Source organism: Pontibacter actiniarum, assembly GCF_003585765.1.
GTDB classification, from domain to species: Bacteria; Bacteroidota; Bacteroidia; order Cytophagales; family Hymenobacteraceae; genus Pontibacter; species Pontibacter actiniarum.
Genome location: NZ_CP021235.1, coordinates 1,784,206 through 1,802,528, shown reverse-complemented (window position 1 = coordinate 1,802,528; position 18,323 = coordinate 1,784,206). Strand labels below are relative to the sequence as shown.

Annotated in this window: 16 protein-coding genes; 9 read left to right on the top strand and 7 right to left on the bottom strand. The window is 54.0% G+C overall.

Translation table 11 applies throughout. The features are described 5' to 3' along the window. Window positions 1–77: 77 nt before the first annotated feature. From CA264_RS07820 to CA264_RS07805, 4 genes are all read left to right on the top strand, one after another. Complete coding sequence (locus CA264_RS07820; RefSeq protein WP_025606085.1) at window positions 78–644, top strand: DUF3109 family protein; 567 nt, start codon at window positions 78–80, stop codon at window positions 642–644. 45 nt (window positions 645–689) lie between these two features. Continuing rightward, window positions 690–1,097 carry a hypothetical protein gene (locus tag CA264_RS07815; RefSeq protein ID WP_025606084.1) on the top strand — a complete coding sequence of 136 codons (408 nt, stop codon included), beginning with the start codon at window positions 690–692 and terminating at the stop codon, window positions 1,095–1,097. Between the two features lie 128 nt (window positions 1,098–1,225). Then, on the top strand, window positions 1,226–1,591 hold the full coding sequence (locus tag CA264_RS07810) for a BlaI/MecI/CopY family transcriptional regulator (RefSeq protein WP_025606083.1): 366 nt from the start codon (window positions 1,226–1,228) through the stop codon (window positions 1,589–1,591). Window position 1,592: 1 nt separating this feature from the next. Beyond that, window positions 1,593–3,017: a M56 family metallopeptidase gene (locus tag CA264_RS07805; RefSeq protein ID WP_036775769.1), complete on the top strand. Its 1,425-nt coding sequence runs from the start codon at window positions 1,593–1,595 to the stop codon at window positions 3,015–3,017. Between the two features lie 104 nt (window positions 3,018–3,121). Here CA264_RS07805 and CA264_RS07800 read toward each other — a convergent pair whose 3' ends face one another. From CA264_RS07800 to efp, 4 genes are all read right to left on the bottom strand, one after another. Further along, window positions 3,122–4,048, bottom strand: a complete 927-nt coding sequence (locus CA264_RS07800; protein WP_025606079.1) for a DUF6340 family protein — start codon at window positions 4,046–4,048, stop codon at window positions 3,122–3,124. A 146-nt stretch (window positions 4,049–4,194) separates the two neighbouring features. Then, window positions 4,195–5,541, bottom strand: coding sequence for an acetyl-CoA carboxylase biotin carboxylase subunit (gene accC / locus CA264_RS07795; protein ID WP_025606077.1), 1,347 nt, complete (start codon window positions 5,539–5,541; stop codon window positions 4,195–4,197). Window positions 5,542–5,646: 105 nt separating this feature from the next. Further along, a complete protein-coding gene (gene accB, locus CA264_RS07790) occupies window positions 5,647–6,138 on the bottom strand; it encodes an acetyl-CoA carboxylase biotin carboxyl carrier protein (RefSeq protein ID WP_025606075.1) in 492 nt (163 codons plus the stop codon). A 3-nt stretch (window positions 6,139–6,141) separates the two neighbouring features. Next, window positions 6,142–6,705 (bottom strand): elongation factor P, encoded by a 564-nt coding sequence (efp, locus tag CA264_RS07785; protein WP_025606073.1) that lies wholly within the window; start codon window positions 6,703–6,705, stop codon window positions 6,142–6,144. 784 nt (window positions 6,706–7,489) lie between these two features. Here efp and CA264_RS07775 point away from each other — a divergent pair. The 4 genes from CA264_RS07775 (at window position 7,490) to CA264_RS07755 (ending at window position 12,361) form a co-directional block, all read left to right on the top strand. Beyond that, window positions 7,490–8,269 carry a TIGR02757 family protein gene (locus CA264_RS07775; RefSeq protein WP_036775766.1) on the top strand — a complete coding sequence of 260 codons (780 nt, stop codon included), beginning with the start codon at window positions 7,490–7,492 and terminating at the stop codon, window positions 8,267–8,269. Window positions 8,270–8,954: 685 nt separating this feature from the next. Then, the gene (gene proC / locus CA264_RS07765) at window positions 8,955–9,779 is read left to right on the top strand and encodes a pyrroline-5-carboxylate reductase (RefSeq protein ID WP_025606065.1); all 825 of its coding nucleotides are present in this window, start codon (window positions 8,955–8,957) and stop codon (window positions 9,777–9,779) included. A gap of 239 nt (window positions 9,780–10,018) precedes the next feature. Further along, a complete protein-coding gene (proB, locus tag CA264_RS07760) occupies window positions 10,019–11,110 on the top strand; it encodes a glutamate 5-kinase (protein WP_025606064.1) in 1,092 nt (363 codons plus the stop codon). A 3-nt stretch (window positions 11,111–11,113) separates the two neighbouring features. Then, window positions 11,114–12,361 (top strand): glutamate-5-semialdehyde dehydrogenase, encoded by a 1,248-nt coding sequence (locus tag CA264_RS07755; protein ID WP_025606063.1) that lies wholly within the window; start codon window positions 11,114–11,116, stop codon window positions 12,359–12,361. Window positions 12,362–12,438: 77 nt separating this feature from the next. On the opposite strand, the gene CA264_RS07750 is transcribed toward CA264_RS07755, so the two are convergent. Next, a complete protein-coding gene (locus CA264_RS07750) occupies window positions 12,439–13,857 on the bottom strand; it encodes a SusD/RagB family nutrient-binding outer membrane lipoprotein (RefSeq protein ID WP_025606062.1) in 1,419 nt (472 codons plus the stop codon). Window positions 13,858–13,868: 11 nt separating this feature from the next. Beyond that, the gene (locus tag CA264_RS07745) at window positions 13,869–16,991 is read right to left on the bottom strand and encodes a SusC/RagA family TonB-linked outer membrane protein (RefSeq protein ID WP_025606061.1); all 3,123 of its coding nucleotides are present in this window, start codon (window positions 16,989–16,991) and stop codon (window positions 13,869–13,871) included. Between the two features lie 614 nt (window positions 16,992–17,605). Between CA264_RS07745 and CA264_RS07735 the strand changes: the two genes are divergently transcribed. After that, window positions 17,606–17,809, top strand: a complete 204-nt coding sequence (locus tag CA264_RS07735; RefSeq protein WP_025606058.1) for a hypothetical protein — start codon at window positions 17,606–17,608, stop codon at window positions 17,807–17,809. 103 nt (window positions 17,810–17,912) lie between these two features. Here CA264_RS07735 and CA264_RS07730 read toward each other — a convergent pair whose 3' ends face one another. Further along, the gene (locus tag CA264_RS07730; RefSeq protein ID WP_025606056.1) at window positions 17,913–18,320 is read right to left on the bottom strand and encodes a PaaI family thioesterase; all 408 of its coding nucleotides are present in this window, start codon (window positions 18,318–18,320) and stop codon (window positions 17,913–17,915) included. Between the last annotated feature and the right edge of the window lie 3 nt (window positions 18,321–18,323).

Sequence of the window (18,323 nt, the reverse complement as noted above, 5' to 3'; positions counted from 1 at the left end):
TTTGTCTCCCTTATAGCTTGTGCGGCAGTAAAAGCATGGCTTTGCGCGCGGCTGCTATACCTTAAGCGTAACCAAACATGATAGTCCTTCAGAATACCGTAATCAGCGACGATGTGCGCGACCAGTTTTTTGTGTGTAATATTGAGAAGTGCAAAGGCGCCTGCTGTGTAGAAGGCGACCTGGGAGCACCTCTGGAAGAGGAAGAGCTGACGATACTGGAGGAAAGCTATGCGCAGATCAAGCCGTACATGTCTGAAACCGGGCTGAAGGCGGTGGAAGAGCAGGGGCTCTACATCAAGGATTGGGAAGGCGACTTTTCTACGCCTACCATCGGCAACCGGGAGTGCGCCTACGCCATCTATGACGAGGACAACAGCCTGAAGTGCGCCATTGAGCAGGCTTACTACGATGGGAAGATCAGCTGGAAGAAACCGATCTCCTGCCATCTGTACCCTATCCGCATTACCAAGTATGACGGCTTCGAAGCCCTGAACTATGACCGCTGGGGCATCTGCAGCTCCGCCTGTAGTTTTGGCCAGGACCTGGGCGTGCGCGTATATCAATTCCTGAAAGAGCCGCTTATCCTGAAGTACGGGGAGGATTGGTACAAGGAGCTGGAGCAACTGATGGAGAGTGAGAAGTAAAACGTACTTTTACCAAGCTCCCTGCGGGCTTTAACCCTTCAGCTTATGCCGTTTGACACGAAGTATGACTCCGGTTTCTATCGGATTGCAGTAGACGAATCACAGGATTTACTGAGAGCCGAGTGGCTGAGGACGGTAAATAAGGACGAACTGGTTGAGGGCGGCACGAAGCTGTACGAGATTTTGCGCGAAACGGGCATAACGCTGGTCATGGCAGACGCCCGTGTGCTCACGGCACTACCCTCCGACGCGAAAGACTGGATGGCCTCCACCTTCTATGAATTGCTCTCCCAAACAGGACTTAAAATGATGGCAAGGGTAGTACCCTCTGCCATCTTCTCGAAAATTGCCCTTGAATCGGTCGTGACCAGAGCCGAGGCATTGGGTGTGACAAAATTCGAGGTAAAGAATTTTACTGACCCCAAAGATGCCTTAAGCTGGCTTCTGGCCTAAACTTCGCCGCTTTCGCACCATTCTATAAACTGCCGCCCCACCGCCGGCAGTTTTTTTATTATATTTTTTCTTGTGTGATAAACAACATGTTACGGCTTTTTCGTATACTTACGAAAAGTTCGTAACAAATGGAGCGATTAACACAACCCGAAGAAGAAGCCATGCAGGTGCTCTGGCAGCTAAATGGTGGCTTCACAAAAGAGATACTGGAAAGGCTGCCCGAGCCGAAGCCGCCGTACACCACCCTGGCTTCCACGGTTAAGAACCTGGAGCGCAAAGGCTATGTGCAGGGCGAGAAGCTGGGGAACTCTTACCGGTACTCCCCACTGGTAAAGGCAGAGGACTACCGGAAAGAGTTTATGCGCAGTTTTGTGGGCAGCTACTTCCGAAACTCCTACAAAGACGTGGTGTCTTTCTTTGCCAAAGAGCAAAAGGTCAGCGCTGAGGAGCTAAAAGAGATCATCGCGATGATCGAGAAAGGGAAGGGGGGCTGATATGCCGGCTGCTGTTCTTTACCTGCTCAAAGCTAACCTGGCGTTGCTGCTATTCTATGTGGCTTACAGGTTGCTGCTACGCCATCTCACCTTCTACACCTACAACAGGATTTACCTGCTGGCAGCCTTGCTGCTGTCGTCCTTGTTTCCGCTGCTCGACCTGTCTCCGCTTTATGCGCAGCCTTCGCAGTTGGGCGCAGAGCTACTCATCCTACTCCCCAACTGGCCCGCTGCCAGTGCTGCTACAGCGCAGGTACAGGAGCATGATTACTGGCAGTGGCTGCTGCTGGGCTATGGGGCAGGGGTGCTGGTGCTGCTGGGCAAGTTTATACTTGAGCTGGCGTCGCTGTGGCGTCTGCACCGCCATGCAGCCCCCAGCGTGTGGCAGGGGCAAACCTACCGGCAGTTGTCGGGGCAGGTTAGTCCCTTCTCTTTCTGGCACACCGTTTACCTGAACCCCCAACTGCACACCGAGCAGGAGCTGGAGGCGCTGCTGCTCCATGAGCAGGCGCACACACGGCAGCTGCACACGCTGGATGTGTTACTGGGGCAAATGGCAAAAGCAGTTTATTGGTGCAACCCGGCCGCCTGGCTCCTGCAGCAGGATATTCGCCAGAACCTGGAGTTTATCGCAGACCAGCAGGTGTTGCAGCGGGGCGTGCCTTCCAAAACATACCAATACAGCCTGGTGCGGGCAGGCTTGCTGCCTCCCGATAGCAACCTGGTCATGTGTTTCAGTTTCAACCATATAAAAAGCAGAATTATGATGATGAACAAAGAAAAGTCAAACCCACTGAACAAACTCAAGTACCTGCTGTTGCCACCGGCTGTGGCGGTAATGGTGCTCCTCACCACTACCTCGAAAGCCGAGGTGGAGCAGGCAGCGCAAAGCCTTGTCCGTAGTGGCGCCGCGCAAACCGCCGGCACAACTGCAAGTAAGGGTAGTGGCACATCCACTGGGCTGCTGCAGGAGGGGCTAGTCTACTTTGTAGACGGAAAGCGCACGGATGCCGGCAGCGTAAAGAGCCTGGACCCTAACCAGATTGAGAAGGTGGATGTGCTGAAAGGGGAAAAGGCGCAACGGCTTGTAGCAGGTGGAGACGTAACTGGTGTTGTGGTGATCACCACAAAGGGCGGTAAAGACTCAGCCGAAGCGAAAGCACTGCAGGAAAAAATCAATAAGGTTAACACAGGAGCGGGTGGCTCTGCCAGTGTCTCGGTTGAGAGCACCTCCGGGGTAAGCGGTTTTTTTGAGGCAGGCAAGGATGCCCTGTACTTCCTGAACGGCAAAGAAATCAGCTATCAGAAAATGCTCGCTGTGGACCCGGGAACCATCACCTCCATTGAGGTGTCTAAGAGCACCGATGCGGTAGAGAAGTACGGGGAGAAGGGCAGGAACGGCGTCGTGCATATTTCCACGAAATAAACCAACCAGCGGAGACTGTCAAAAAGAAGCCCCGGCATGCGTTGCCGGGGCTTCTTTTTGCTGTTATGCCTGCTACAGTTATTCGCTGTTTCTTTGTGCGGGTGTTATTTATACATCAGCAGCAGCTGGTTGGCAAGTTTGGCGCCACGGGCCTTTGCAAAAACAGCCCACTTCTTCGCTTCCTCCAACTTGCCCTTCTGTTCATACGCCACGGCCAGGTTATGTGCGGCCTTGCCGCTCAGGCTTTTACTCTCAGAGGTGGTCAGGGGCTGTAGATGTTCGATTGCCTCATCCCAGTGGCGCTGGTGCATCAGCAGCACGGCTGGCGAGAGGGCGCTGTTGGTGTAGAGCGTGCGGGTAAACGTGCCGGAGCGCGGGTACAGGCGCGACCAGTAAGCAGCCCCGATCTGGTGGCTCAGGGCGTTTACCGTTTCGATGGCGTTGGCGTAAGAGGGGCCGATGGCCAGTAGCCCGCTTATCACGGTGCGGGAGTCATACGGCTCCTGGCGGGTGATGGTGCTGCGGTCTAGCAGCAGGCCGGTGCTGTCGAACATAGCCCAGGTTGCGGTGGTTTGCAGGGTGTAGTGGGCGATTTTTTCTACCTCCTGGTTTTCGTCCTGCACCCGCTCCACCTCCTTATCAAAGCTCACGTTAAAGTTCTCCAACACCAGGAGCAGGTGGTGGGGGTGGCGCATGTAGAGGTCCTGCACATGCTGCGGCTGCAAATCACCCGTCACGCCTTGGAACAGGCTGTCCTCGTGCACCAGTACAAAGCTATCATCATTCTCCACGGCGTGCAGCACGCCTTCGTAGGCATGGTAAGCCCCCTCGGCGATGGCCTGTGCCTTGCCTTGCCGGTTTATGTCGAGGGCGGCAGGGTCAAAGCCATTGATCACGGCTACCTTCCACTGCTCCGGGCTTACCTTTACCTCCGGCGCCATGGTGGTGTCGAAATATAGGTTACTGGTGCAACCAACCTGTGCCAAAGCAAGGGCACAGTAAACCATGGGGAGGAGCAACTTTTTCATCATGCGCTGTAGAGTACCTTTAGGAGTTGTAGGGCCCTAATATACTTTGATTTTAGCATTATGGGATAATGTATGCCATCGCCGGGCCATAAAAAAAGGGCTTCTGCCAATTAATGACATAAGCCCTTTCAAGAGTGGGTGTGTTGGTTCTACTCAATAGCGCCGAAGTCGAAGTCTTCGAGGTATTTTGTCGTGAAGTTACCTTCTTTAAAGCCCGGATCGTCCATCAGTTTCAGGTGGAAAGGCACAGTTGTTTTAATGCCTTCGATCACGAACTCGCTCAGGGCGCGCTTCATTTTCACCAGAGCCTCCTCACGCGTCTGCGCGCTCACGATCAGCTTGGCGATCATGGAATCGTAGTTCGGCGGAATGATGTAGCCGGAGTACACGTGTGAGTCTACACGCACACCGTGGCCACCTGGCGTGTGCAGCGTGGTGATCTTACCCGGGCTAGGGCGGAAGTTGTTTTTAGGGTCCTCCGCGTTGATGCGGCACTCGATGGCGTGCATCTTAGGGTAATAGTTCTTGCCCGTGATTTTGTGGCCTGCTGCTACCTTGATTTGCTCTTTGATCAGGTCGTAGTCAATCACCTCTTCGGTAATCGGGTGCTCCACCTGGATACGCGTGTTCATCTCCATAAAGTAGAAGTCACGGTTCTTGTCCACGAGGAACTCAATGGTGCCTACCCCTTCGTAGTTGATGGCTTTGGCACCCGCAATGGCAGCCTGGCCCATTTTCTCGCGCAGCTCATCTGTGATGAACGGAGAAGGTGTCTCTTCCACCAGTTTCTGGTGGCGGCGCTGGATAGAGCAGTCACGCTCTGAAAGGTGCGCTACCTGCCCGTGCTGGTCTCCGATCAGCTGAATCTCGATGTGGCGCGGCTCTACCACGAATTTCTCCAGGTACAGGCCATCGTTGCCAAAGGCTGCCTTAGACTCGGTACGCGCGTCATTCCAGGCCTTCTCAAACTCAGAGGCATCCTTTACGATACGCATACCACGGCCACCGCCACCGGCAGTTGCCTTCAGTATAACAGGGTATTGAATCTTGCTGGCAATCTTCAGGCCTTCCTCCACAGACTTCAGGAGTCCGTCAGAGCCTGGGATGGTTGGCACACCGGCTTTTTTCATGGTGTCCTTGGCAGATGCCTTGTCGCCCATCTGGTTGATCATCTCCGGAGAGGCGCCGATGAACTTGATGCCGTTCTCGGCACAGATGCGCGAAAACTCCGCGTTCTCAGAAAGGAAGCCGTAGCCAGGGTGAATCGCGTCAGCGTTTGTTATCTCTGCCGCCGCAATAATGTTTGGGATGTTGAGGTAAGACTGCGCACTTGGGGCAGGGCCAATACAAACGGCTTCGTCCGCAAAGCGCACGTGCAGGCTTTCCTTGTCGGCAGTAGAATAAACGGCCACCGTTTTGATGCCCATCTCCTTACAGGTGCGGATAATGCGCAGGGCAATCTCACCACGGTTGGCAATCAGTATCTTTTTAAACATGCTTGTCGAATTAAAAATTAGGAGTTAGGAATTAGAAATAGCAAGTATGAGGAAGCCGTGTACCGGTGCTTCCTCTACTACTAATTTTTAATTTATAACTTCTAATTAAGATGGATCTACCAGGAACAGTGGCTGGTCATACTCCACAGGAGAGGCATTGTCTACCAACACCTTCACAATTTTGCCCGATACTTCTGACTCAATCTCATTGAAAAGCTTCATGGCCTCAATGATGCAGATTACCTGGCCTTTTTTCACTTCGTCGCCTACGTTTACAAACACAGGCGTGTCTGGGCTGGAGGCGCGGTAGAACGTACCGATCATCGGCGCCTTGATGGCAACATACTTGCTGTCGTCAGAGGCTGGGGCAGGCGCAGCGGCAGGAGCCGGGGCAGCAGCAGGCGCAGGTGCAGCCTGTGGCGCGGCAACAGGAGCAGGGGCGGCTGCATGGGCAGCGCCGGAGTCCTTCACATACGTTACCTTCTGGTCCGGATCGCGCTTAACCGAGATCTTAAATTCTTCTGTTTCGATGTTAACTTTATTCAGGCCGGATTTGGCGATAAAGTCGATGAGGTCCTGGATTTCTTTCGCTTTCATGTTTTATTTAACTCTTTCTGCGTATGAGTACGTACGAGTGTCTACTTTAATTTTTTCGTCCTGGCCAATGAACAACGGCACCTGGATGGTCGCGCCTGTCTCCACGATGGCTGGCTTAGAGGCGTTCGTGGCTGTGTCGCCTTTCAGGCCTGGTTCAGTATACGTAATGGTCAGTTCAACAAACGGAGGGATTTCGCAAGTTAATGGCGTCTCTGTCTCGGCGTGGAAAAGGATGGTTACTTCCTGTCCTTCTTTCATCAGGTCCGCAAAGGGCACCATCGCATCCTCTAAAGAAACCTGCTCAAACGTGTTTAGGTCCATAAAGTGGTAGCCTAAGTCGTCTTTGAATATGAACTGGTGCGGGCGCTGCTCCACACGGGCAGTGGTGATCTTGTGTCCTGCTGAGAAAGTATTGTCCAGCACTTTGCCAGTTCTTACGTTCTTCAGCTTTGTTCTAACAAACGCAGGGCCTTTGCCTGGTTTTACGTGCTGGAAATCAGTTACCACGTAAAGGTCGTTGTTGTATTCAAGTACAACGCCGTTTTTAATATCAGCAGTGGTTGCCATACAATTAACTTATTTGTATCCTTAATAAGGGAGTAAAACTATGCTTGATTTTGTTGTCTTGCAAACCAAAGTTAGTTAATCTGCTGAAAATCTCACTCAGATTTCCCCTGCCCGTAACAATTAGCCGCTCAGTTATACCTGTTTAACCTGTTATTTTTGGCCCAGGTTGCGCTGGTGCATTTCACCTGTGTTGCGGCGCTGTTTTTTCATGTTTAAACGTAGAAGGGGCCATGGCCACTAGCAGAGCCACCGTGCCGAAAGTATAAACGGACAGGCTCTCCAGCAGACGGTATAAATCAGCCCCTCCAAATCCCGGATATTGATGCCTATGAGTACACAGCCTGCGGCCGTTAATACTTTTGCCATCCGGTAAATTTCACTGCCGTGCAGTATTCGCGCTGCGGTTCTGTAGTAAACCTCTGGTCGTGTAACCAGCACCTGACGTTTATGATTTCGCCAGCTAACAGCAGGATACCTGCCAGGTGGATGCCATAGGCGCAGGAAAACCTGGCAGAGATGCATCTATGAAATAGGTGTTTTTTTAATTGCTCCATTAAGTAATCAACCTGCAGCATAAAGGAGATGGAGAAATCCGGGGCCAAAGGTTTGGAGTAAATTAGCTACCACTGCAAAACAAAGTAAGCTGATACTAAAATGTTGCTACTATCAATGCCGCCACAGCCCGTTACACCTATTATGCTTACCAAGGCTTTTTATCAGCGGCTTTTACTTTAGGTTTGCAGTGTTTTAATCAAAATCTGCTGCGCAGCAGTATACTGCAACCATGATACAACCTGATTTAGCCTCTGTAAAAGCTCTGCTCGATGATCGGGTAGAAAAGTACAACCAGCCTGACTTTATACCCCATGACCCGGTGTCGATACCACACCGTTTCACAAAGAAGCAGGACATCGAGATCAGCGGCTTTTTTGCGGCCATACTTGCCTGGGGGCAGCGCAAGACCATCATCAACAACTGCCTCAAACTGATGGACCTCATGGATAACGCCCCGCACGACTTTATACTTCACCACCGGGAGCAGGACCTGCAGCGCTTCCTCGGCTTTAAGCACCGCACCTTTAACGAAACCGACCTGCTTTACCTCCTGCACTTCTTCCGTTGGTACTACGCCCGGCACGAGAGCCTGGAGACGGCCTTTGTGGGGGAGCGTCAGCAGTTAAGCACGCAGAAGGAGCGGCTGGAGCATTTCCATAACCTGGTGTTCAGCTTGGAGGATGCCCCTCAGCGCACGCGCAAGCACGTGGCCACGCCCGCCCGAAAATCTGCCTGCAAACGCCTGAACATGTACCTGCGCTGGATGGTGCGCCGGGATAACGGTGGTGTTGACTTCGGCATCTGGCAGGCGCTGCCGATGAGCGACCTGGTTTGCCCCTGCGATGTGCATGTGGAGCGGGTGGCGCGCCGCCTTGGCCTGATCACCAGACCGGGGATGGACTGGCAGACGGCCGAAGAGCTTACGGCGCACCTGCGAACCTTCGACCCCGCTGACCCTGTGAAGTATGACTATGCGTTGTTCGGCTTAGGGGTGGAGGAGAAGTTCTAGCTTCCGGTAACGTGGCGGAGGCGGGCCGGCATGTAAAGGTTCGTCTTTTTGAAACCCTTCTCGCTCATATTTTTGCCTTCCTGCTGGCGCACCTTGGCGTGCAGCGGCTGTGCTGTGGCCGGTAAGCCTTGCCTTGGCTGTCTTCACCTGCCGGAGGCGTGGCGTGGCTTTACGCAAAGCGGGCGCCTTGCCATAGTTAAAAATCAGGCATGGTTGTTTAAACGCTAAGATGCAACTCAAACGTAGCCGCGGCCTTGGTGTTAGCTGCTCGCTCAGCTCCTGCTATGCTCGCCGTGCCCTTTAATTTAGCTGGTCTTTTTGTAGACGAATCCGCTGTGTTTTCTGCCGCTGAAAGCACAGCCTGGAGCACTCGTGCCAGCTGCTGCTGTGGCTGTTTTTCACCCTTGCCGGAGATTAATTTCAACTTTTTTTCCGGTCCTTTTTACAGCGTTCTTTTGAGGTGGGCAGGCATTGTACTTTATGTGCGATATCATAACGTTGTGGGTGTAATAATAGGATTATGCAAGGGTGATGGAAACGGGCCTGAATAGGGGTAAATGGCGTTTAAATCATGTAGTTCAAATTGTTGCGATTTTTAATGACAGTTTAAATTTTGTACTTTTGTATTCGAAACTCAAGTTGTTTAACTCAGTATCCACTGAATATATCAATAGAAACAGATAGAATGCAGACAGATAACGTAGCTATCCTGGGAGCAGGAAACCTCGGAAAATCAATTGCGGAAGGACTACTTAGAAATGGCCAGTATGAGCCGGAAAACCTCTATGTCACCAGGAGAAACACGAAGTCATTACAGCACCTGAAAGATCAGGGGGTGCAGGTCACTAGCGACAACACATTTGCCGTTAGAAACGCACGCTTTGTGCTGCTCTGCGTACAGCCGGCGCACCTCGAAAATGTACTAAAGGAAATCATGCCGGTGCTGGACCCTGAAAAGCACGTGTTGCTGAGCGTTATTGCCGGTGTTACCATCGATTATATCACAGAGATTGTAGGTGACTTTGCCGTAGTTCGCAGCATGCCGAATACGGCCATTGCCGTGCAGCAGTCCATGACGTGCCTTGCCTTTAACGATAAAGCGAGCCTGGTGGAAGACCAGGTGAAGGAGATCTTTAACTGCGTAGGGGAGACTCTGGTGATTGAGGAGGAGCTGATGGCCGGCGCCACCGTGCTTTGCTCCAGCGGCATCGCCTTTAACATGCGCTTTATCCGTGCCGTAACGCAGGGTGGTATTCAGCTTGGCCTGGATGCCGAAGATGCGCAGAAGATTGCCGTGCAGGTAAGCAAAGGTGCCTCTACCTTGCTCACCATCAATAAATCGCACCCGGAGCAGGAAATCGACAAGGTGACCACGCCGGAAGGCTGCACCATTACAGGCCTTAACGAGATGGAGCACCAGGGCCTGAGCTCTGCTGTTATCAAGGGCCTGGTGGGGTCTTACAAAAGAATCCTCGACCTGAAGGAGCAGCGCGAGAAAGAGTCCGTGTAATACGGGAGATAAAAAGGAATGCTGTTCTGTGGCAGGCTCGGAGACATGGCTCTCCGGTGAAGACTGCCGCAGAACAGCATCTTTTTTTGTGCCTACCACGTGGCGCAGGCGTTTGCTGTGTTCCTCCCAACGGGCAGTGTGCGCAGCGTTTACCCGCCTAAAAAGGAGCATTGCCATTACAGCGCGGCAGCACAGGCTGCCGCCGCTGCTAAACGATTGTTTAACAAACCCAAAACAGTATGAATTATCAGCCACAGCTAGTTGTCGTAAAAATCGGCTCCAACGTGCTAACCCAGGAGGATGGCTCGCCGGACAGACAACGCATGGCTTCTCTTGTCAAACAAATGGCTTTTCTGAAGGAGCAGGGCATCCAGGTGGTGCTGGTTTCGTCGGGGGCAGTGGCCTTTGCAAGAAACAACGTAAAGATAGAAGACAAAACAGAGTCTGTGGTCAGAAAGCAGATTCTCGCCTCCGTAGGGCAAATAGATATTGTACAGTCCTATAAGGAGCTGTTTCAGGAGGAGGGGCATCAGATTGCCCAGATCGTGGTAACGCCGCAGGATTTTCTCTCGCGCCGCCACTACCTCAACATCAAAGACTGCCTGCTCGGCCTGCTCAACCACGGCATTATCCCGATCATTAACGAGAATGACGCCGTGGCCGTAACCGAGCTGATGTTTACCGATAACGACGAGCTGGCAAGTATGACTGCCGCCATGATTGACGCAGACACACTGCTCCTGCTCACCAACGTGGACGGCATCTACAAAGGCCACCCGAGCGACCCCGGTTCCCAGCTGATCGAGCGCGTTGGCCGCCGGGCGTCCGGCGTGAGCCGCTATATCGCTACCTCCAAATCTACCTTTGGGCGCGGCGGCATGGGCAGTAAAATGAAAATGGCCAAAAAAGCGGCTTACCTGGGCATACACGTGTATATCGCCAACGGTAACCGCGACAATGTGCTCCTGGACTTTTATAACGGGCAGCTGAAGGCGACCTATTTTGAGCCGGAGTCCTCGAAGCCGAACCCTAAGAAGTGGGTGGCGCACAGCGATAACTACACCAAGGGAGAGGTTATCGTGAACGAAGGTGCCAAAGAGGCGCTGCATGCCGATGAGGCCGCCAGTCTGCTGCCGGTTGGTGTGGTGGGCATCACAGGCAACTTCTCGAAAGGCGACATTATCCGCATCAAGGATGAAAACGGTGAGAAACTGGGCCTCGGCAAGGCTGAGTACGGCTCCAAGAAAGCCACAGACCGCATCGGGCTGAGCAACCAGAAGCCGATCATCCATTATAATTATTTGTACTTATTTAAATACCATACCCTATAAACTATGGCTTTGCAACAGGTTTTTAACAGTGTAAAACAAGCAAGCAGAAAACTAAACTTACTGTCAGAAGATAAAGTGAAGCAGGTGCTGGAGGACCTGGCTGCCAAAGCCGTTGCGGCTACAGGCACCATCCTGGCGGCAAACCAGCAGGACCTGGACCGGATGGAAACCAGCGACCCCAAGTATGACCGGCTGAAACTGACCGAAGAGCGCATAGAAGGCATTGCCGCCGATATCCGCAACGTGGCCAGCCTTCCTTCGCCGCTGGGCAAGGTGCTCTCGGAGCGCCACCTGGACAACGGGCTGGAGATGAAGAAGGTGTCGGTGCCGCTTGGCGTTATCGGCATCATCTATGAGGCGCGGCCAAACGTTACCTTCGATGTGTTTAGCCTGTGCCTGCGCTCCGGCAATGCCCTGCTGCTGAAAGGCGGCAGCGATGCCAAAGACTCCAACGCTGCCATCGTGCAGCTGATCCATGAGGTGCTGGAGCAAAACGGCGTGGATAAGAACATTGTGCAGCTGCTGCCACCGGACCGCTCTTCGACGCAGGAGATGCTGCACGCGGTGGGCTATGTAGATATTATCATCCCGCGCGGAAGCCAGGGGCTCATCAACTATGTGCGCGAAAACTCCAAGGTGCCTGTCATTGAAACCGGTGCCGGCATCGTGCATACGTACTTTGATGAGTTTGCAGACCTCGCCAGCGGGAAAGACATTGTGGTGAACGCCAAGACGCGCCGCGTGAGTGTTTGCAACGCGCTGGATTGCCTCGTGATACATGAGGACCGCCTGCCGGATTTAGCCGAGATCGGCAAAGGCCTGGCCGAGAAAGGGGTGGAGCTGTTTGCTGATGCTCCGGCCTATGCTGCTTTAAAAGATACCTACCCAAGCGAAAAGCTTCAGGAGGCAACAGAGGAGCATTTCGGTACGGAGTTCCTGTCGCTGAAGCTTGCCGTGAAAACAGTGGGTGGCCTGGAGGAGGCGATAGCGCATATCAACGCCAACACTTCGCAGCACAGCGAGGCGATTATTTCGGAAAACGAGGCGCACGTGGACCACTTCCTTAAGGCTGTGGATGCCGCCGCTGTTTACGCCAACACGTCCACTGCCTTTACGGATGGGGCGCAGTTCGGATTGGGAGCCGAAATCGGCATCAGCACGCAAAAGCTGCACGCCCGCGGCCCCATGGCCCTGGACGAGCTGACGAGCTATAAGTGGGTGGTGAAAGGAAAAGGTCAGATCAGAGCCTAGGTTCGCACCATACTTGTAAACACAGAAGAGCCGCTGCCATGGCAGCGGCTCTTCTGTGTTTTATACGTTGTACTTGCTTACTGGTCCCACCAGAGCGGGTCTGCCAGATCAGTTATCTCCGGCGTGTTCGGGTTTTTGGAGGTTTCCCCGGTAGGGTAGGCTACCCGGCGGATAAAGGTTGGCAGGGCGGCGTTTTCAGGAAGTGTAAAGCCTGCGTATTGGTAGTCGAAGCGGCGGGCGTCGTTCCAGGCTTCCGGGTTCAAGTAGGTGATAACATACTTCTCCCGGAAGATATCGGCAAGCGTCAGGTTGGCGGCACCCACAGCCACGGCAGGGTTTGTAAGGTACTCCTGCACCTCGGCCGGGTCTACCTCAAGCAGCTCCATACTTGCCCTTATGCCCTCCAGGTACGCCTCGTACGCTCTTTCTGTTTGCCCTGCCCGCAAAGCGGCTTCCGCCTCAATCATTTTCACCTCGGGGTACGATACGATGATCAAAGGAGACTCGTCGCCGGTTAGGGGGGAGTTGCGGGAGATGTAGTTTTCATCCTGCACGGTGCTGCTGCCCGGCGGCACGTTGCCAGCGCCGTTAGGGGTGCCCACGAAGTCTCCGTTCACAGTCGGGTCGGTGATTTGCGTCAGGCGCGGGTCTACAAAGCCATAGGTGGTGCCGTCGAGGTGCTCTATCAGCTGCTCTGAGAGCCAGCCGCCCAGCAACAGGTTCTCGTTATCCAGGGCAACCTGAGCCCAGGGGTTTCGTGTGGCAAAAACAGCCATGTCGGCATTGTCGGCGTTGGAGGTGTAGGAGTTCTCTACGGCAGCGAGCACAGCCTGCGGGTCGTAGGCTGCCGTTCCGGTGAGCTTGTTCAGCTGCCGTGCCTTCAGGGCATAGGCGGTTTTAACCCAGTTGTCCTTGCTGCCGCCGTGTATCAGGTCGCTGACCGGGTCCAGTATCACGCTGGACTCGGTCTTGCTCAGCTCTGCAACAGCTTCGTCCAGCAGCCGCAGTGATTCCTGGTGCAGCTCCTCTGCCGAGTCGAAGGAAGGGGTGAGGGTCGTGTTTATGAAAGCCTCTGAGTAAGGGGCGTCTCCCCACAGGTCCGCTACCAGGCTGAGGTGGTAGGCCAGCAGAATGTCGGCTACCCCCACGTAATCAGAGGCCCCCTCCGCTACGGCTTTTTGGCGCATGTCGTAAATATCGGCCATCGCCAGGTACAGCTGGTCCCATGTGGTGGTGTAGTCGGCTATCTCGTAGGTGTCTGTAGCGCTTCCCTGGGTAGAGCTGGCCAGGTACTGCGCAAAGTACGAGGTGATGGAGGCCACGCGGTAGCTGTTCATGGCTGTTTTGTGCGTGGTGGTGGAGAGCAGGGTGCGCAGAGGCGGGTCAGTGACCAGGTTGGGGTTATCCTCCAGGTCAAAATAATCCTCACAGCTCTGCAGGCCACTCACTGCCCCAACCATCATCAGGGCGAACATGTATTGAAGAATCTTTTTCATACCGCTGTAGTTTAAAATCCAACATTAAGGGTGAACAGGTAGCTTCTGACCGCCGGGTAGGTAAAGCCGGAGAAGCCGTCTACGTTGCTTCCGCTGGGGGAGAAGCTGGTTTCAGGGTCGTAGCCCTTGTAGTCCGTGGAGAGCCACAGGTTGTTGCCGGTGAGCGAAACAGAGGCATTCCTGATAAAGATGCTCTCAAACCACTTTTGCGGCAGGCTGTAGTTGAGGGTGAGCGAGCGCAGGCGCACCCAGGAAGCATCCTCCACAAAGTTCTCCGACACGCCACGGTAGTAGTTTCGGTAGTAGCCGTTTCCGTAGTCCACGCCGTCGGGCCCTACACCCTGGCCCAGCCATACTTCTTTTGTGTTTGGTGTGCCGTCTTCCAGCACCCCGGGGAACACGACCGTCTGGTTGCGGTTCTCGGTGTACTCCGCAATGCCAAAGGCGGCAAAGAAGTTATCCATCTGGTTATACTTCTCCTGGCCCACGCGGGCATCCAGCAAAGCGGTCAGGCTAAGGTTCTTGTAGGTGAAGGTGTTCGTGAAGCCGCCGATCCAGTCGGGCTGTGAGTTGCCGAGAATCTTTTGGCTGGCCAGAGGGGCCCGTACCGGAAACCCGTTTTCGCCGATAACGATTGGCCGCGACTCATCCACAAAGCGCGGGTCCTCCTCCTCGCCGGGGCCGTAGTAGCGTTTCCAGTGCGTGCCGTAAATGTTGCCGTAGGGCTGCCCCTCTACCAGCTTCAGGGTTACTGTGGAGCCTACGTAGCCAAACTGCGAGGCGTACACAATCTCATCGAGCCCTTCGGGTATCTCCAGTATCTTGTTGTCGTTGGCTGAGAAGATGAGCTTGGTATCCCAGGTAAAGTTGTTCGTGCGCACGGGTGTGGCGTTTAAAACGAGCTCTATGCCTTTGTTGCGCATTTCGCCGGCGTTTATCGCTGATAGTATATAGCCTGTGGTGTTGGCAACGTTAATGTTCAGGATCTGGTCTTTGCTGATGGAGTAGTAATAGGTAACATCGAAGCCGATGCGGTTATCCAGAAAGGCCATCTCAAGCCCTGCCTCAAAGGTGTTGGTGTATTCCGGCTTTAGTCCGGGGTTGCCCAGCAGCTCATCCCTGGTTACACCCGTATAGCCTGTCGGCAGCGTGGGGTAAGGAGCAAAGCCGGATGAGATGGAGTAGGGCTGGGCGTCTTTACCCATTTGTGCGTAGGACAAGCGCAGCTTGCTCTGGTTAATGAACGCGGGCAGCTCCAGGTGCTCTGAGAACAGGTAGCTTATACTTGCCGAAGGATAGAAGAAAGACCTGTTGGAGCTCGCCAGGGAGGAGGTGATGTCGTTTCTGCCGGTCAGGGTCAAAAACAGGAAATCCTTGTAGTCGAGTGAGGCCTCTGCGAAGATACCCATCAGGCGGTACTCTATTTCTTCTTCCTCAGTAGAAAGGAACCTGGCGTTGGAGAGCCTGAAGTAGTCGAACACGGCCAGTTCTTCGCCTACCACACCGAAGCTTTTCGCCTGCCTGTCGTAGAGGTCGTGGCCCAGCCGCAGCGTACCTGAGAAGTCTTCTCCAAAGTCTTTGTTTAGGGTGGCGATAAAGGTAGAGTTGATTGCCCTGAACCGGGTGGTGTACTCGTGCACGAAGCCAAGGTCATTGTCCTCCAGTACCTGTTCGTCTGGCAAGCCACGTGGTCCGGGAGCGGTCCGGGTGCGGTCGTCGCTGTAGGTATCCAGGCCGATGCGGTAGGAGAAGGTTAGCCAGTCGGTGGGGGTATAGCCGAAGGTAAGGCCGCCAATAAAGCGGTTTACCTCATCCTCCAGCTGGTTGGTTGCCGCCGCGTATATCGGGTTGTCGTTGCCGTAGGTGTTCATCGTGCCGTCGGGCTTCACGTAGTCGGTAACGTCCCAGCGCGGCGACCAATAGCTAAGCATCTCGTTAAAGCGGTCGGCGTTGTAGCGGTTGCCGCCGGAGTTAATGTAGTTGAAGTTGCCGCCAATCTTTATCTTGTCGCTTACTCTTGCTTCTGCGTTGAGGCGGGCAGACACGTTCTGGTAATCGGTAAAAGGCAGCACGCCTTCGTGGGTCAGGTGGGAGAGGGAGGTGAAAAAGCTAAGGGCCTCTCCGCCGCCGGAGAAGGAGATCGTGTTCCGGAACTGGTGGCCTCGCTCGTAAGCGTCCTCGATGTGGTTGTACAGCTCATCGGGGTGCGTGGGGTCCAGCTGGCGCGCCTCCGCCACGGTAGGGCCCCAGGAGGGCCAGAAGCTGGTGGGGTCGTACTCCCCGGCGTATCCTTGCGTGTAGGTGTCCTGTATGTCCGGAAACTTGTTTACCTCCTCTATGCCGGCGGTGGAGGTAAAGTTTACCCGCATCTCGCCCTGCCGCCCGGATTTGGTGGTGATTACCACGACGCCGTTGACGCCCTGCAAGCCGTAAAGGGCAGTAGCCGCACCACCTCTGAGGATGTTTATACTCTCAATGTCGTTCGGGTTTAAGTCGGCCAGGCGGTTGCTCATGCCCCTTAGCTCAGTTCCCTGGCCGAAAGTGGAGGTGGAGTTGTCCATCAGGATGCCGTCAATAACAAAGAGGGGCTGGTTGGGCCGGGTAGGGTCGATGGAGTTGATCCCCCTGATCTGTATGCTGGTGCCCTGGCCCGGTGCGCCGCCTGTACTTGAAATGGTCACACCCGCCACTTTTCCCTGCATCGCGTTAAGCACGTTGGGCTGGCGGTTTTGCACCAGCTCCTCCGTCTCTACCTGCTGTGAGGCGTAGCCAATGGCTTTCTTCTCCCGGGTAATACCAAGGGCGGTAACCACCACCTCGTCCAGTTGCTGTGAGTCGGTGCTTAGCTGCACGTTGAGCACGCGCTGGCTGCCCACCGGCACCTCGCGCGACTGGTAGCCCAGAAAACGGAACACAAGCGTGGCATTATCGTCCGGCACCCTGATCTGGTAATCGCCGTTGGCGTCGGTGGTGGTGCCCGTGGTGGTGCCTTTCACAATAACGCTCACCCCAGGCAGGGCCATGCCTTCTGCTGCGCCTGTCACTTTGCCGCTCACCAGGTCTTCCTGGGCAAGGGCACGCGTGGCCCAGCATACCTGCAATAGCAAAACAAGTAAGGTAAAACTGTTTCTCATAATAAATCCGTTAGATTAGGTTTGAAACAATATGTATCACTGGTAAAGCTTTTATAGCTCTTTAATGCAGGCTAGGGCTGTGTTGCGCGATGCTCGGGCATACCTTAAGCCCTTCTTCCTCAAGCTGGCGGGGTATGCGCATCAGGGGCATCTACAGCAGGTGCAGCAGTTGTTATACTATGCGTTCGTTTATATTTAATTGGAATATTAATGTATTATAGTGGTAACTTTAAATAAGGTTGCATATACGGGGATATATTTATCTGCATACATCCGTATTTACACCTAGAGGCTATTGCAGCCCCTGCTACATGCCGTAGCCACGCACAAAGGCTCCATCAGACAGCCGAAAGAGTGCCTGCAGAAAGGGGGAGGAGCCGCTCAATGGCAGGTTTATACTTGTCCTGTTCTCCTGCCACTTTGGTGCATAAAAAGTTAGAGATGAAAAGAATACGAATAATAACGGTTATGCTGCTTTTACTTTCGTAGCCTATGGCCAAGAACAGCCAAGGGTTCTGGAGAAGTATGAAAGGCACGCTAGAACAGGAAACCTCCTGACGCGCTGGTAGCATAACTTAGCTGGAACAGCTACTGTTGGGAAAGAGCGTCTAACATTGTATGATGACCAAACCTATAGGTATGTGTACAAAGGGGGCGAATGTGCAACGTTTGACGAAGACGAAGGTGGTAGCTGGGCAAAGGAAGGAGGCTATTTGTTGCTGAACGGTGAGCAGCGTTACCTCATAGAAGATGATAAGCTTTACTTGCCCGGCAAACCTGTCAATAAGAAAGCGTGGCTAATGAAAAGAGAAAAATAAGACGTACGTGCCACAGCAAAACCCACTAAATAGCTGCGCCCCCTCACCGGTAAGCCGGTGAAGGGGAGCGCTGAAGTATAAAAGCGAGTGTTACAGGAAAAGGCTACGCCCGCGGAGGGATGGAATAGGTGCCCACGGCATGCGCCACAGGTTCCTCCTCACCGTCTGAGTAGATCGTAACTTCGCCCACAACCAAGCGTTTGCCAACTTTCAACAGGCTGCACGCGCCGATAAGGTCGCGGGTGGGGGAGGGCTTGCGCAGGAAGTTCATGGTAAGGTTGGTGGTGACGGTGAGCGCCTCCAAACCGATTTCACCAAGTATGGCCACGTATAGGGCCACGTCGGCCACTGCCATCATCACGGGGCCAGACACCGTGCCGCCCGGCCTGAGCTCCGCATGGCCCACCTTGTGCCGCACCGTGGCCGCTTTGTCGCCCACGGCCTCCACGGTTACCTTTGTCTGCGGGAACTCCCGGATCAGGAAATCTGCTATGTCGTCTTTTAGCGCCATGTG